We start from the raw sequence: 15,212 nt of genomic DNA on the forward strand, positions 1-15,212 counted from the left end.
GGCCCCGACCGCGGCGCGGTTCAGGGGGCCCCGCGGGTGTGCGAGGCTATTGGGCTATGAACGCCTCCCAGTCCCCTGCCGCCGAAGGGGCCCCAGCGCAGCCCGAGCAGTACGTCCTCACCCTCTCCTGCCCCGACAAGCAGGGCATCGTCCACGCGGTGTCCAGCTACCTCTTCATGACCGGGTGCAACATCGAGGACAGCCAGCAGTTCGGTGACCGCGACACCGGGCTCTTCTTCATGCGCGTCCACTTCGGCGCGGAGGCGCCCGTCACCCTGGAGAAGCTGCGCGCCAGCTTCGCCGCCATCGGCGACTCCTTCCAGATGGACTGGCAGATCCACCGGGCCGACGAGAAGATGCGCGTCGTCCTGATGGTGTCCAAGTTCGGGCACTGCCTGAACGACCTGCTCTTCCGCTCGCGGATCGGCGCCCTGCCGGTGGAGATCGCCGCCGTGGTCTCCAACCACACCGACTTCGCCGAGCTCGTCGGCTCCTACGGGGTCCCCTTCCACCACATTCCGGTCACGAAGGACACCAAGGCCGAGGCGGAGGCGAAGCTCCTTGAGCTCGTCCAGGCCGAGAACGTCGAGCTCGTCGTCCTCGCCCGCTACATGCAGGTCCTCTCGGACGACCTCTGCAAGGTCCTCTCCGGGAAGATCATCAACATCCACCACTCCTTCCTCCCGAGCTTCAAGGGCGCCCGGCCGTACCACCAGGCGCACGCTCGCGGCGTGAAGCTGATCGGTGCCACGGCGCACTACGTGACGGCCGACCTCGACGAGGGCCCGATCATCGAGCAGGAGGTCGAGCGCGTCGGCCACGAGGTGACCCCGGAGCAGCTGGTCGCCATCGGCCGCGACGTCGAGTGCCAGGCGCTCGCCCGGGCGGTCAAGTGGCACAGCGAGCACCGCGTGCTGCTCAACGGCCGGCGGACGGTCGTCTTCGCCTAGGGCGTGGTTCCTTCTTGGTGAGCGGCTGCGGCCCGCATCTTCGGATGCGGGCCGCAGCCCGTTTTCACATGCGTGACAGTGACGCCGTCGCGTACAGCGCGTCCAGGATCGCCTCGCGGTCGCCTGACTGGCCCGCCGCCGCGTCCTCCGGGTGGACCCGGCCCGCGGCCAGCCGGCAGAACTCGGTGGCGTCCAGCGCCACGTGAGCGACCTCGGTCTCCGGCGACGTCGTGGCCGCCGGGGAGTCGAGGGCGATGTGCCAGTGGCCGCCCCCGCTGCCTTCCACCTCCAGGTGGAGGGAGCGGCCCGGCGCGCCCGCCGGGGCCAGGGCCCGGGCCGGCGGGGCGAGGCCCGCGCGGCGGCGGGCGGCGATGGCTGCCGGGAGCATGCGGGCCGCGAGGCCGACCAGCTCGTGCAGGTGGCCGGGGGACGGCGGGCGGTAGGGGTAGTCGACGGCGTCGGCGATGTCCTCCGCGTGGATCCAGCACTCGAAGGCCCGGTCGAGGAACGCGTCGCGTACGGGGAGCGTGGACGGGCCGTACGGGACGGGCAGTCCGGCCGCCTCGTCGTCGGCGAACGACGCGCTTCGTATCAGCGCGCGGCCCTGCTCCCGCCACTCGGCCCGCACCGCCCCCGGCGGGGTCGCGGACCGGGCCGCCCACAGGGCTTCCGTGCGCTCGCCGGGGGAGCCCGTGACGTCCCCCAGCGGGTCCGGCAGGCCCAGCGTGCTCGCGACGAGGCCGTCGACGGCCGTGAGGTGGCCGATCACCGCGGCCACCGTGGCGTCCCGCCCGGCGGACCGCTCGCCGTCGAACCAGCGCAGCCGCACCGGCGCCTGCCACTCCGCCTCGCCGATGTCGTGCAGGAGGGCGTCGAGGCGGGCGGTCTCCGCGTCGTAGGGCGCGGCCCACGCGGGCACCGGGACGCGGGCCGGGCGGCGGCCCAGGCAGGAGGCGAGCACGCGGGAGCGCAGCCGCGGGTCGAGGTCCAGATTGTCCTCCGGGTGGAGCAGGGCGACGGCCTCACGCAGCCGTACGGCTTCGTCCGCGCAGGTGGCGCAGTCGGTCAGATGGGCCTCGACGGCCGCGGTCTCCTCGGGGGAGCACACGGCCAGCGCCCACGCGCCGAGGAGGGATTTGAGGACCTTGTGCGACGCCGGGGCCGTTTCGGGGGCAGGGGCAGGGGCAGGGGCAGGGGCTGAGGGAGAGGCCGCTTTCGGCCAGCGCGGGCCGTCCTCCGCCGCCGTCCGCGGCAGCGGTATCCGCGGCCGACCCGCCGGACCGGAAGCGCCGTTTCCGCCGTGCGGGCCCGCGCCGCCCCGGCCGGCTTCCTCGCTCACCGTGCCCCTCCGTGCGCCGGCGGCGCGACGACGCGCGGCCCGCGGTGCGCGGTGGAGAGCAGCTGGAGCCCGAGGCGCAGGCGGCGCCGCGCCTCGTCCTCCGTGACGCCGAGCTGGGCCGCGGCCCTGCGGTAGTCGAGGCGGCGCAGGTAGGCGAGGTCGAGCGCGGCGCGCAGCGGGGCCGGCATGGACGTGACGATGTAGTCGGCGCGGGCCGCGGCGGACGCCGCCCGTACCTTCTCCTCGATCTCCTCGGGTGTGGCGGCCCCCTCCCTCTGGGACTGCCGCAGCCGCTCCACCGCCTGACGGTGGGTGAGCCCGGCGATCCAGGAGCGCAGCGAGCCCTCCTTGGGGTCGAAGTCGCCGGGGTGCTCCCAGACGTGGCCGAAAACCTCGCGCGTGACGCGGTCGGCGGCGGCCTCGTCCTCCAGGACGCGGTGGGCGAGGGTGTGCACGAGGGAGGCGAAGCGGTCGTAGAGCTCGCCGAGGGCGGCCGCCTCGCCGTGCGCGAGCCGCTGCTGCATCTTCCGGTCCCACCGGGGTGGTGCTCCGTCGGTCGCCATGGCTGCCCCCTCCGCTCCGCCGCCGGTCCCTCGATCGCTGAAAGCGTGTCCGTAAGTCTGCCCGTAAGGGTGTGCGTCGCACTCATGCCCGGTGCCGCGCCGCACCGTGCTTGTGCCCACGGTCACATACTCCTCGAATGTAGTGGCCGGGTCCGACAGTCCGACCGCGTTTGCGGGGAACATCGTGAAGATCGCCCCGCCGAGCGGCTCCGGATGGTATTGCCACGGTCACGTTCCGCACATCTGGCCGATCGTTACGGATCGTACGTGCGCGAATGTGCCGATGTGTTATGCGGGTGTGACCGGAACTTTGGGGATTAACGGTTCGAGCTGGGCATAGGCTCGTTGGGGGCCGGTCGGGCCCCTCGGTGTTTCACGAGGGACAGACAGGGGAGACGCCGGGCAGCCACGGCTGCGGAAAGGTCCGTTCCGGGGATCGAGAGACCGAGCGAAGGGGCTTCGAGCGCGTGACGTTGAAGGTGAAGGACGCCGAGCGCGGGGACTGGGCCGTCCTCCGCGTCTCCGGCGAGATGGACCTGGTGACGTCGCCGGTGGTCCGGCAACGCGTGCACGACGCGGTCGCCGACGGACGGCGCAGCCTCGTGCTGGACCTGGCCGAGGTGCGCTTCTGCGACTCCAGCGGCGTCGGCGTGCTCATCGCCGCCCGCCGCCTGATGCGCTCGTGCCAGGGGCGCCTGAGGCTGATCCTGCCCCCGCAGGGCGGCGCGGCGGACGGCTCGCACGTCAACAGGGTGCTCGGCGCACTCGGGGTGCGCCGGCTCTTCGAGATCTACCCGGACCTGGCCGCGGCCACCCACGAGGGGCACGACGGCGCCGGCGACGCCCTCGGCACCCTCCCCGCGCAGTCCGCCTGACGCATCGCCCGAGTCGTTACCCGGTTCTCGTTGGCCGGTTCACCGTCCGGCTCACCGTCCGTTCAGTGCTCGCGCGGGAACCCCGCCCGTACGACGAAGCCGCCCTCCCGCGTCGCGTGCGCCTCAAGCGTTCCGCCCAGACTCTGCGCCCGCTCGCGCAGTCCCACCAGCCCGTGCCCGCCGCCGGGCAGCCCCGGTGCCGGTACGGCCGCGTCCGGCGGCCCGTTGCGGATCTCCACCAGCAGTCTCTCCGCGGCGTCCTCCGCCAGCCGCACCCGTACCCGCGCACCGGGCGCGTGCTTGCGGGCGTTGGTCAGCGCTTCCTGCACCGTGCGGAACGCCGCGCGCTCGACGGCCTCGGAGCGTACGGTCTCCGGATCGCACGCGCTCTCGTAGGTCACGTCGAGCGCGCTCAGCTCGATCAGCCGGGGCAGGTCCGCGAGCCGCGGCTGCGGGGTGAGCTCCTCGGTGTCGGCCCCGGCGGCGCGCAGGATGCCGACCATGTGCCGCAGCTCCTCCAGCGTGCGCACCGACAGCTCGCGGATCCTGCGGGCGCCTTCGCGCGCCCGCTCGTCGCCCGTGCTGATCTGCACGGCGCCCGCTTGCAGGCTGATCAGGCTGACCTGGTGGGCGACGACGTCGTGCATCTCGCGGGCGAGCCGGGCGCGCTCGGTGGCCAGGACCTGGTCGGCGAGCAGCCGGTCCTCGCGCGCCCGGCTGCGCGTCAGCTCGTCCAGCCGGGCGCCGAGCTCGCGCCGGGTGCGGGTGAGCAGGCCGAGTGCGACGGGCGTGGCGGCGGTGACGCACGCGTCGACGAACTGGAGGGCCACGTCGCGCCGGTCGGCGAACGAGAGCTGGGAGATCGGGTACGGCAGGAAGTGCGCGGCGGCGAGCAGCGCGGCCGCCCCGACGAGCAGCCGCCGGTCGGTGCGCAGGGTCGCCACCGTGTAGAGGGCGATCATCGGGGCGAACCAGATGTAGCCGATGTAGATGCCGGCGAGCGTCACCGCGAAGACGCTGAGCGGGAAGCGCCGGCGCCACAGCAGCGCGGCCGCGGCCGCGAGCGACACCCCGGATTGCAGGCCGGGCGTCGGCCCGTTGACCAGCAGGGCGTCCAGGGCCGCTATCAGCGCGGGGACGGCGATCGGGAGGGCGGCGCGGACGCGCGGGGGCAGCCGGCGGAGGCGCGCTGCGGCCGTCACCGGGACCCGCCCGCGCCGCCCGCGCCGGCCCCCTCGTTTTCGCCCTGCGGCCGCTGCTTGCCCTGCGCCGTGACGAGGCCCGCCCGGTCGGCGATGATCGCGGCCTGCACGCGGTTCAGCCCGCCGAGCTTGCCGAGGACCGCGCGGACGTGGTCCTTGACCGTGCTGGGCGCGAGCCCCATCCGCTCGGCGATCTGCGGGTTGGCCAGCCCCGCGCCGAGGTGCGCGAGCACCTCCCGCTCGCGCGGGGTGAGCGCCGACACCGCCTCGGCGGCCGTGGTCTCCGCCTCGGACGCGAGGTAGCCGCCGATCACCGCGCGGGTCACGCCGGGGTCGAGGACGCTGCCGCCCGCGGCGAGGGTCCGCACGGCCTGCACGAGCTGCTCGGGGTCGGTGTCCTTGAGCAGGAAGCCGGTCGCGCCGCCGCGCAGGGCCGCCGCCAGGTACTCGTTGGCGTCGAAGGTCGTGAGCATGGCGACCGCGGGCGGGCGCGGGGCGCCGCGCAGCGCGCGCAGGACCGTCAGCCCGTCGACGTCCGGCATCCGGATGTCCAGCAGGACGACGTCGGGGGCGCAGTCGCGCACGGTCGCCACGGCCTCGCCGCCGCCGCAGTCGGCGACCACCTCGATGTCCGGGGCCGTGCCCAGGATCATCCGCAGCCCGGACCGGACGAGCTGCTCGTCGTCCACCACCGCAACACGGATCACCTGCCGTTACCTCTTCCACGCCTACTGCCGCTGCTCTGTGCGCTCACGACCCGCTAGACCCTGTTCAGGGGGGTCCGGTTCCGGTCACGCCCCCCAGCCTGCCGTACCGGTCGGACAACCATGGCCGAAAACGGAGCGTGGCGCTCCGCGCGACCGCCCTTCGGACTCCCCGCCGGTCGGCGGAGGCACCCCCTCCGATCGGCGGGGGCGAGCCGGGACCCGCGGCGGATTCCGCACGGGGCGGGCAGGCGGCAGAGTGCTGTCCGTACTGCAGCATGCCGGGACTGACCTACCGGCAGTGAGGTGTTGCGGCACACGGCCGCGGACCGCCGCATCCCCCACAAGCGGCGGCCCGCGGCCGGGGGAATGCCCTGTTGGCGAGGGGATGCCCTTCTGCGTAAGGGAATGCCTTTGTTCACAGGGGCCGGAGCCGTGCGGTGCCGTCGCTACAGCGGCGGCGCCGCCGGTGCCGGTCCCAGGGTCGTCGTGCCCGGGGCGGCCCGGTGGCCGAGGCCCGTGCGGTACGCGTCCAGCGCCGCCTCGACGCGGCCCGTCCGCCGCAGCAGGTCCCCCAGCAGCCGGCACAGGTCCGCCAGGTCTCCCGCGGCCCCCGTCCGCTCCAGCAGCGACAGCGCCGCGCAGTAGTGCTCCTCCGCCGTCTCGGTCAGGCCCCGCTCCTCCGCGATCAGCCCCAGCAGCCGGTGCGCGCCGCCCGCGTGGACCGCGCCGCGCTCGGCGCCGAGCGCCGACTCCGCGGCCGTCGGCGCCAGCAGCGGGCTCAGCAGCCCCTCCGCCTCGGCCGTCTTGCCGCGCCGCCGCAGCACGTCGGCCAGCTCCACCTCCACCTGCACGGTGAACAGCGGCGCCCGCTTCGACGCCAGCATGTCGCGCGCCGTCCGCAGCTCGCTCTCGGCGCCCTCCAGGTCGCCGTTCTGCGCGCGCACGTAGCCGCGCATCCAGTGGCAGTGCGCGAGCTCGGTGCGGATGTGCAGCTGCTGGTAGAGCTCCTGGGCCTTGGCGAGGGAGGCGTCGGCCTCCTTGATGCGGCCCTCGGCGATCAGCGTGCGGGCCACGCCGCGGTGCATGCCGGCGACGAGCGCCGGGTCGCCCACCTGGGGTGCCAGCGCCAGGGCCAGCTCGGCGGCGTGCGCGGCGCGGGCGTGCGCCCCCATGTCCATGTACGGGGCGATGGACGCCGTGTAGAGGAGCAGCAGCGCGTCGGGGTCGTGCAGGCCGGAGGCGTTCAGCTCGTCCAGCGCGGTCTCCAGCAGGTAGCAGGCGTAGCGCAGTTCGCCCGCCAGGAGGTGGGCGGTGGCACGGCCGCGCAGCGCGGGGACGCGGCGCGGCAGCGGCTCGCCGGCCAGCAGGGCCTCGGCGGCGGCGTAGTGGTCGCGCGCCTCGGTCAGCTCGCCCGTCTCCAGGGCGCAGTCGCCGAGGCCGAGGTGGGCGGCGGCCTGCTCGGCGGTGAGCTCCGCGCCGGCCGCCTCGTCGCGCAGCACCGCGTAGCGCACGGCGGCGTCCTCGGCGGCGCCGGTGGCCAGCGTGCGGCGGGCGTCGGTGAGCCGCATCCGCAGCCGGGTCGCGAGATGGGCGGGGCGGCCGGTGGCGAGTTCGTCGACGGTGGTGCCGAGGCGGTCGGCGAGGTGGCGCAGGGCGGTCTCGGAGGGGCGGACCCGGCCCGCCTCCAGGGTGGAGATGTAGGCGGCGGTGTAGGCGGGCTCGGCGAGCTGGCGCTGGGTGAGGCCCTTGGCCGTCCGCAGCCGCAGCACGCGCCGGCCGATCTCGGCGGGCCCGTCGGCCCGTATGCCGTGGGTGCTGTTCTCGGCCACTGCTGCCCCTCGGTAGGTTACGCCGTGCATTTTCAGGTACGCCGTGCGGTTCAGGCACGCCGTGCGCTCCGGATGCGCTGTGCGCTTCGGGTGTGTGGTGCAGTTCGGATGCGCCGCGCGTGCCAGGTGCGGCGCGCGTGTGCGATGCGCCGTGCGTGTCGGGTGTGCCGTGCATTTCAGGTACGCATTTCAGGTACTACGTGACGACGTGAGGATGGAAACATGCCGGATGCCCGCGCCGGGCAGGATCTCGCAGGGGGCGCACAGAGGCGCGGAGGGGCGCTCGGCGCCGCACCCGCCGGTGCAGCCGTACGGGCCGGGGCGGCGGCGCCGTCGGTGACCGGCCGGCACCGCCAGCCCGGACTGGTCCTCACCGACCACCACTTCGACGTGCCGCTCGACCACGACGACCCCGCCGGCGAGCACATACGGGTCTACGCGCGCGAGGTCGTCGCGACGAGCCGCGAGCACGACGAACTGCCCTGGCTCGTCTACCTCCAGGGCGGACCCGGCTTCCCCGCCGGCCGCCCCGTGGGCCGCGAGAGCTGGCTCGACCGCGCCCTGGAGGACTACCGCGTCCTCCTCCTCGACCAGCGCGGCACCGGCCGCTCCACCCCCGCCACCCGCCAGACCCTCCCGCTCCGCGGCACCCCCGCCCAGCAGGCCGGCTACCTCGCGCACTTCCGCGCGGACTCCATCGTCCGCGACTGCGAGCACATCCGCCGCCGGCTCACCGGAGACCGGCCGTGGACCGTGCTCGGGCAGAGCTTCGGCGGCTTCTGCGCGGTCACCTACCTCTCCCTCGCGCCCGAGGGCCTCGCCGAAGTGCTGATCACCGGCGGCCTCCCGGGCCTCGACGCCGACGCGGACGCCGTCTACCGCGCCGCCTACCCGCGCATGGAGCGCAAGACCCTCGCCCACTACGACCGCTACCCCGGCGACGAGGCCGCCGCCCGCCGCATCGCCGCCCACCTCGCCGAGCACGAGGAAGTCCTCGCCGACGGCACCCACCTGACCGTCCGGGCCTTCCAGCAGCTCGGCATCCTCCTCGGCACGGGCGACGGCTCGCACCGCCTGCACTACCTCCTGGAGGACGCCTTCGCGGACACGCCCGCCGGGCCGCGGCTCTCCGACGCGTTCGGCGAGCAGGTCGCGGCGATCCTCTCCCGCGCCCACTGCCCGCTCTACGCGCTGCTCCACGAAGCCATTTATGCCCAGGACGGGGCGGCGACGCACTGGGCGGCCGAGCGCGTACGGGCGGAGTTCCCGCAGTTCGACCGGCACGGCGCCGAAGGCGGCAGCGGATCCGGGGCCGGCGGCGACCGCTTCCTCTTCACGGGCGAGACCGTCCACCCCTGGATGCTGCACACCCACCCCGCCCTGCGCCCGCTGCGCCGCACCGCCGAACTCCTCGCCGAGCGCAAGGGCTGGACACCGCTCTACGACGCGGCCCAACTCGCCCGCAACACCGTGCCGGTCGCGGCGGCGGTCTACCACGACGACCTGTACGTCGACACCGCGCACTCGTTGCGCACGGCGCGCGCGATCCGCGGGCTGCGGACGTGGGTGACGGACGAGTACGAGCACGACGGCGTACGGGCGGGGGGCCGGACGGTACTGGACCGGCTGCTGAGGCTCGTACGGGACGAGGCGTGACGGTCGAGAGCCGAGCGTGAAGCTCACCAGTCCAAGTCTCCTCTGATCCCGTCCATTGCCGGGGGACTCCCGGGCCCCTACGTTAAGCCGCACCTTAAAGCGACTTGACCCGCCGCTTAAGCGAAGCTCGCGGCGGCGGAGCCCGGGAGGAACCCCCCATGAGACGACGCATATCCCTCGCGGCCGGCGGGCTGGCCCTCGCGGCGGCCCTGGCCGCCACGGTCACGGCGCCCGCCGCGGCCGCGAGCCCCGCCCCCGACCCGGGCCGTGCCCAACGCACGCAAGACGTCGAGTACTTCACCGGCCCGGACGGCCACCCCCGTCACACCACCATCGCGGCGTCGCCCGCCCTGCCCCACCCGCTGCGCCCCTCCGCGAAGGGCGACGGCGACGTCACCCCCGTCGTCACCAACGGCCCGGTCGGCTCCAAGCTCGACGTCGTCTTCATCGGCGACGGCTACACCGCCGACCAGCAGGGCGACTTCCACGCCGCCGTGCGCACCAAGTGGGCGAAGATGTCGGCCGTCGAGCCGTACGCCTCCTACACGAACCTCTTCAACGTGTGGGCGGTCGACGCGGTCTCGCGCGAGTCCGGCGTCACCAACGACCCCGCCAAGGGCGTCACGAAGGACACCGCCCTGCGCTCGTACTTCTTCTGCGACGACATCGAGCGGCTGCTGTGCGTCGACACCGCGCGCGTCGAGTCGTACGCGGCGAAGGCGCCGGCCGCCGACCTCGTCGTCGTCCTCTCCAACTCCACGAAATACGGCGGCGCGGGCTACAACGACGTCGTCTCGCAGCCCGGTTACGACGGCGTCGCCACGGCGTCGTCCGGGCACCCCAAGTCCGACCAGGTGGCCGTCCACGAGACCGGGCACTCGCTCGGCAAGCTCGCCGACGAGTACCAGTACGACGAGTACGGCACGTACACCGGCGCCGAGCCGCACGAGGTCAACATCAGCACGCTGGACGCCGGGCAGCAGGCGCAGCAGCGGCAGAAGTGGTACCGCTGGATCGGCCGGACCTCGCCGGACGGCGGCACCGTCGGCTCGTACGAGGGCGGCGGCTACTACCCCAAGGGCCTCTACCGCCCCACCGACAACTCGATCATGCGTACGCTGGGCCGGGAGTTCAACCTGCCGGGGCGGGAGGCGATGATCGCGGGCTTCTACCGCCACGCGAGCGTGCTGAGCAGCGACAGCGGCCCGAACGGTACGGTCTCGCGCCGTCAGCCCGTGACCGTCCGGCCCGGGGCGCCCACCGTCACCGTGCGCTGGTACGTGGACGGGCTGGAGGTCGTGACCGCCCGTGGCCGGACCGAGGTCGTCCCGCGGGCGCTCGGCGTACCGGCGGACGGCCGCCCGCACGCGCTGACGGCACGGGCGGTGGACCGCACGGACGCCGTCCTCGACCCGGAGCTGCGGGGGCGGCTGAAGGGGGCGCTGACGTGGAGGGTGACGCGCTGAGCGTCTGCTGAGCGTCGGCTGCACGTCTGCTGGGCGTCTGCTGAGGGGCGGCGCTGGGAAGCCTCCTGAGCGTCTGCTGGTCCGCCCGCTGGAACACCTGCCGCTGGAGGACGTCACTGCCATGCGAGCCGCCGACCCCTCGTCACCCCAGCCCCGCCCCGTCATACGCGGGGCCGGCCGGTCCCGGACCGGCCGGTCACCGTCCGCACGCGCCACGACCGCGATCCTCGTGATCGCCTGCACGGCCCAGTTCATGGTCATCCTCGACGTGTCGGTCATGAACGTGGCCCTCCCGGCCATGCGCGCCGAGCTCCGGCTGGGCGCGGCCGGCCAGCAGTGGATCGTCAACGCCTACACCCTCGCCTTCGCCGGCCTGCTGCTCCTCGGCGGCCGGGCGGCCGACCTCGTCGGCACCAGGCGCGCCTTCCTCGCCGGCGTCACCGCGTTCACGCTCGCCTCCCTCGCGGGCGGCTTCGCCACCGAAGGCTCCCTGCTGATCGCCGCCCGCGCGGTCCAGGGCGCCGGCGGCGCCGTCCTCGCCCCCGCCACGCTCACCCTGATCATGCGCACGTTCACCGAACCCGCCGCCCGTACGCGGGCCATGGGCGCCTGGAGCGCGGTCATGGCGGCGGGAGGCGCGGTGGGCGGCGTCGTCGGCGGAGTGCTCACGGAGTACGCCGGGTGGCGCTGGGTGCTGTTCGTCAACGTGCCCATCGGGGCGGGGCTGCTGGCCGCGGCGATGTACTGCGTACCGGCCGGGGATGCGGCCGGGGAGCCGGCCGGGGAGGACGGGGCTGCCGCGGGCGGGCTGCGCCGTCTCGACATCCCGGGCGCCGTTTCCGTGACCGCCGGCCTGACCGCCCTCGTGTACGGCACCGTCGCCAGCGAGACGCACGGGTGGGGTACGTGGGTGGTGTGGGGCTCGCTGGCGGCGGGGGCGCTGCTGCTCGCGGCCTTCGTGGCCGTCGAGACGAGGGCCGCTCACCCGCTCGTCCCGCTCGCGACCCTGCGGCGGCGGACCGTCGCCACCGCCAACCTGCTGGTGCTGGCCATGGGCGCGGCCGCGTTCTCGATGTGGTTCATGCTCTCCCTGTACTTCCAGCAAGTCCTCGGAGAGAGCGCCCTCGTCGCCGGGCTGTTCTTCCTGCCCGGCTCGGCCGCCATCGTCGCCGGCGCACAGATCTCCACCCGCCTCATCGCCCGCACGGGGCCGCGCCCCCTCATCCTCACGGGGATGACGCTGAGCACGGTGGGGTTCCTGTGGCTGTCGCGCATCGGGGCCCATGGGGATCACGGCCCCCACGGTGCTCACGGGGGCTACGTGGCGGACGTCCTCGGGCCGTTCGTCCTGGCCACGCTCGGCGCCGGCCTGTCCCTCATGCCCGTCACCAGCGCTGCCACCAGCGGTACGGCATCCCACGAGGCGGGTCTGGCCTCCGGCCTCGTCAACACCTCCCGCCAGGTGGGCGGCGCCCTGGGCGTGGCCATGCTCGGCACGGTGGCCGCGCACGCGGGCGGGGGAGCGGTGGGATACGGGAGGGCGCTGCTGGTGGGAGCGGTGTGCACGGCGGGCGCGGGGGTGGGGGCGCTGGCGCTGCCGCGCAAGACCGGGGGAGAGGAAGGCCGCCGGTCCGGCCGGGATTCGCGCAGGAGCGGCCCCGGGCCGGGGCGGCATCGCTGATCAGGCATTATGCCTACGACTGCGACGGGAAGGCCGTCAGGGAAGGCAGTCCGGAAGGGAAGCACGTTTCACATGAATGGGCTCGGCAGCGGTGCCACCGGCAGAGGGCAGGTGGACGCGGAAAGGATCCTCGCGGAGGCGCGCAAGGCCTTCTTCGTGATGTTCGGATTCCTGGCCCTGATATGGGCGGTCCAGCTCGCGAACTGGGCGAGCGACTACGCCTTCTCCCGCGACCACGGGGTCGTCCCCGGTGACATCGGCACGCTTCCCGACGTCTTCGCCTCCTCCTTCCTCCACTGGAACTGGCAGCACATCGAGGCGAATTCCGGGCCGCTTTTCGTCTTCGGATTCCTTGCCGCCTACCGGGGCGTGGCCCGCTTTCTCGGGCTGAGCGTCCTGGTGATGGTGAGCAGCGGGCTCGCGGAGTGGGTGTTCGGGGACGGCGGCACCCGGACCGTCGGCGCCAGCGGCCTGGTCTTCGGGTTCTTCGCGTACGTCGTGGTCCGGGGCCTCTTCGACCGGCACCTGATCGACACCCTCATCGGCGTCGTCATGGCGGCCTCGTACGCGTATCTCCTCACCGTCGCCGTGCCGGGGACGCCCGGCGTCAGCTGGCTCGGTCACCTCGGCGGCCTGGTGGGTGGGGTGGCGGGGGCGTGGGCCTTCCGCGACCGCGGTGCCCGGCGCAATCGCGACCGCGACCGTGCCCGTGACGGTGGACCCGGGCCCGCCCCGAAGCCCGGCCACCTCCCGGCCCGCGCCGCCGACCACCCGCGGGCGGCCCTGTACAAGGAACTCGACGACTTGGGACTGCTGTAAGGCTGTAGGGCTGTAAGGGGGCCGGCCGCCCCTGACCGGACCGGGCACAGGATGTCGGGTCCGGGAGCACGCCGCCTTCCTAACGTGAAGGACGTAAAGGGAAGGAGGTCCGCAGTGCTGGATCAGCTGAACGAGGCCCTGGATCACATCGAGTCGCATCTCGGCCGGCAGAGCGACCGGCAGCTCGACGTGGCTGCGCTGGCGCGGATCGCGATGACGTCGGAGTACCACTTCCGGCGGATGTTCTCCGCGCTGGCGGGGATGCCCCTGTCGGAATACGTCCGGCGCCGGCGGCTCACCGTGGCGGGTGCCGAAGTCCTCGCCGGGGAGCGGACGCTGCTGGAGATCGCGGTGCGTCACGGCTACGGCTCGGGGGAGGCGTTCGCGCGTGCGTTCCGCGCCATGCACGGCGTGGGCCCGGGCGAGGCCCGGCGGAGCGGTGCCTCTCTGCGGTCCCAGCAGCGGATCTCCTTCCGTCTTGTTGTGGAGGGAAGGAGCAGCATGCGATACCGGGTTGTGGAAAAGGCGGAGTTCCGTGTGGCCGGAAAGAAGGTCCGTGCTCCGCTGGTGCACGAAGGGGTGAATCCGGCGCTCGCCGATTTCATCCGGAGCATCGATCAGGAGACGATCGGGCGCATTTCCGCGCTGTCCGATCAGGAGCCGGCGGGGATCGTCGCGGTGAGCGACGACCTCGACCCGAGCCGGGCCGAGGGAACCGAATTCGACTACTACCACGGCGTGGTGACCGGTTCCGCCTCCGTACCGGAGGATTTCGACGCGCTCACGGTGCCGGCGGGTGCCTGGGCGGTCTTCGAGAACTCCGGCCCGTTCCCGCAGGCGCTCCAGCACCTGTGGCGGGACGTCTTCACCCAGTGGTTCCCGTCCAATCCGTACCGGAGCCGGCCGGGACCGGAGATCCTGCGCGTACGGGTCTCCCAGGGGACGGCGGACGCGGAGGCACAGGCGGATTCGGAGCTGTGGATTCCGGTGGAGAGGGCGACGGCCTGAGCCCGTCCCTTCCTAAGCGGTCTTGCCGAAGTGCGGTGCGGGTCCGTGCCCCGAAGGGGCGCGGGGAACTGCGCGACCAGCCCCCACCGGCCCGCAGATGACGCACTCCACTTCCCGCGGAGCGCTTAGTTGCCGATCCCGCTGCCGAGCAGCGGGACGGATGCGGGACGGATGCGGGACGGATGCGGGCCGGACATGTGCCGGACGTGGGGCGGCTGCGGTCAGAGGCTGCGGGCGGTGATGTCGCCGTGGGAGGTGGTGGCGCGGATGTCGAGCGCGGCGGTGCCGGCGTTCATGAGGGTGTTGCTGATGCGGCCGTAGGCGGTGCCGGCGTCCAGGGAGGCGGAGACGCCGCGGGCGGCGCCGACGGAGATGTCGCCGGACTGGGTGGTCAGGGTGACGGTGCCGCCCATGGCCTCGGTGATCCGGATGTCGCCCCGCTGGGTGCTGATCTCCGCGGGGCCGCCCAGGCGGCCGACGGAGACGTCGCCGTCGTGGGCGGTGAGGCGGGCGCTCGCGGCCTCGTCGAGCTTGACCGAGCGGTAGCCCCCCGTGAAGACGACGTCGCCGAGCCGTCCGACGCCGCGGAACTCGGCGGCGCCGGACTTCCCCTCGACGCGGGAGCCGGCGGGCAGCTGGACGGTGACCTCGACGGCCCCGGAGTGCCCGAGGACGCGGTTCTTCGCCTCGGGGGCCTCGATCCGCAGGATGCCGTCGGCGTAGGAGACCTCGATCTCCTCCGCGGCCTTCATGTCGCGGTTCTTGGTGGCGTCGGCGGGCCGGACCTCGACGGTGGTGTCGGTGCGGTCGGCGGCGATGAACTGGATGCGACCGGCGGGGATGTCGAGGACGGCGGAGATCGGGGCGGTGGTGGCGAACTTCTGCATGGTGGTGGGTCCTTCGCGTGGTGGCGTCGTCGTTTCTGACAATGGAAAAGCTACGTTGCGTTCGATGATCTGGCAACGAGGTCGTTGCGCAGTAATGCCATTTACGCAGGTCAAGTAAGAGATTTCGTTGCAACGGTCGGAAATCTAATGCAACGTCACACGCCTTGTTCGTTGCAATGGAAGAAAGGTGAACGCTATGCTGTGGGGCGCCACGGATCACGGGGCCGCAG

At 73.5% G+C, this 15,212-nt stretch carries 13 protein-coding genes; 7 read left to right on the top strand and 6 right to left on the bottom strand.

The features are described from left to right. Positions 1–56 precede the first annotated feature (56 nt). Complete coding sequence (gene purU / locus PS271_RS17025; protein ID WP_398382694.1) at positions 57–950, top strand: formyltetrahydrofolate deformylase; 894 nt, start codon at positions 57–59, stop codon at positions 948–950. 64 nt (positions 951–1,014) lie between these two features. Here the strand turns inward: purU and PS271_RS17030 are convergent, their stop codons facing one another. Both PS271_RS17030 and PS271_RS17035 read right to left on the bottom strand, forming a co-directional pair. After that, on the bottom strand, positions 1,015–2,289 hold the full coding sequence (locus PS271_RS17030) for a maleylpyruvate isomerase family mycothiol-dependent enzyme (protein WP_398382695.1): 1,275 nt from the start codon (positions 2,287–2,289) through the stop codon (positions 1,015–1,017). After that, positions 2,286–2,852 (bottom strand): sigma-70 family RNA polymerase sigma factor, encoded by a 567-nt coding sequence (locus PS271_RS17035; RefSeq protein ID WP_398382696.1) that lies wholly within the window; start codon positions 2,850–2,852, stop codon positions 2,286–2,288. Before PS271_RS17035 ends, PS271_RS17030 begins: the two co-directional genes overlap by 4 nt. Before the next feature lie 467 nt (positions 2,853–3,319). Here PS271_RS17035 and PS271_RS17040 point away from each other — a divergent pair, with 467 nt between their 5' ends. After that, positions 3,320–3,727: an STAS domain-containing protein gene (locus PS271_RS17040; protein WP_398382697.1), complete on the top strand. Its 408-nt coding sequence runs from the start codon at positions 3,320–3,322 to the stop codon at positions 3,725–3,727. A 62-nt stretch (positions 3,728–3,789) separates the two neighbouring features. Here the strand turns inward: PS271_RS17040 and PS271_RS17045 are convergent, their stop codons facing one another. The 3 genes from PS271_RS17045 to PS271_RS17055 all read right to left on the bottom strand — a co-directional run bounded on the left by PS271_RS17045 (position 3,790) and on the right by PS271_RS17055 (position 7,465). After that, on the bottom strand, positions 3,790–4,929 hold the full coding sequence (locus PS271_RS17045) for a sensor histidine kinase (RefSeq protein ID WP_398382698.1): 1,140 nt from the start codon (positions 4,927–4,929) through the stop codon (positions 3,790–3,792). Next, positions 4,926–5,636: a response regulator gene (locus PS271_RS17050; RefSeq protein WP_398382699.1), complete on the bottom strand. Its 711-nt coding sequence runs from the start codon at positions 5,634–5,636 to the stop codon at positions 4,926–4,928. Before PS271_RS17050 ends, PS271_RS17045 begins: the two co-directional genes overlap by 4 nt. Positions 5,637–6,082: 446 nt before the next feature. Beyond that, positions 6,083–7,465 carry a helix-turn-helix domain-containing protein gene (locus tag PS271_RS17055; protein ID WP_398382700.1) on the bottom strand — a complete coding sequence of 461 codons (1,383 nt, stop codon included), beginning with the start codon at positions 7,463–7,465 and terminating at the stop codon, positions 6,083–6,085. 336 nt (positions 7,466–7,801) lie between these two features. Between PS271_RS17055 and PS271_RS17060 the strand changes: the two genes are divergently transcribed. The 5 genes from PS271_RS17060 (at position 7,802) to PS271_RS17080 (ending at position 14,095) form a co-directional block, all read left to right on the top strand. Next, positions 7,802–9,121 (top strand): alpha/beta fold hydrolase, encoded by a 1,320-nt coding sequence (locus tag PS271_RS17060; RefSeq protein WP_398386896.1) that lies wholly within the window; start codon positions 7,802–7,804, stop codon positions 9,119–9,121. Positions 9,122–9,279: 158 nt separating this feature from the next. Then, positions 9,280–10,587, top strand: coding sequence for a M64 family metallopeptidase (locus tag PS271_RS17065; RefSeq protein WP_398382701.1), 1,308 nt, complete (start codon positions 9,280–9,282; stop codon positions 10,585–10,587). Positions 10,588–10,708: 121 nt separating this feature from the next. Continuing rightward, a complete protein-coding gene (locus PS271_RS17070) occupies positions 10,709–12,268 on the top strand; it encodes an MFS transporter (protein WP_398382702.1) in 1,560 nt (519 codons plus the stop codon). A gap of 72 nt (positions 12,269–12,340) precedes the next feature. Next, complete coding sequence (locus PS271_RS17075; protein WP_398382703.1) at positions 12,341–13,087, top strand: rhomboid family intramembrane serine protease; 747 nt, start codon at positions 12,341–12,343, stop codon at positions 13,085–13,087. Positions 13,088–13,201: 114 nt separating this feature from the next. Next, positions 13,202–14,095, top strand: coding sequence for an AraC family transcriptional regulator (locus tag PS271_RS17080; protein WP_398382704.1), 894 nt, complete (start codon positions 13,202–13,204; stop codon positions 14,093–14,095). 221 nt (positions 14,096–14,316) lie between these two features. Here PS271_RS17080 and PS271_RS17085 read toward each other — a convergent pair whose 3' ends face one another. Further along, positions 14,317–14,982, bottom strand: coding sequence for a DUF4097 family beta strand repeat-containing protein (locus PS271_RS17085; protein WP_398382705.1), 666 nt, complete (start codon positions 14,980–14,982; stop codon positions 14,317–14,319). Between the last annotated feature and the right edge of the window lie 230 nt (positions 14,983–15,212).

The sequence above is a fragment of the Streptomyces sp. SCA2-17 genome (genome assembly GCF_044336695.1).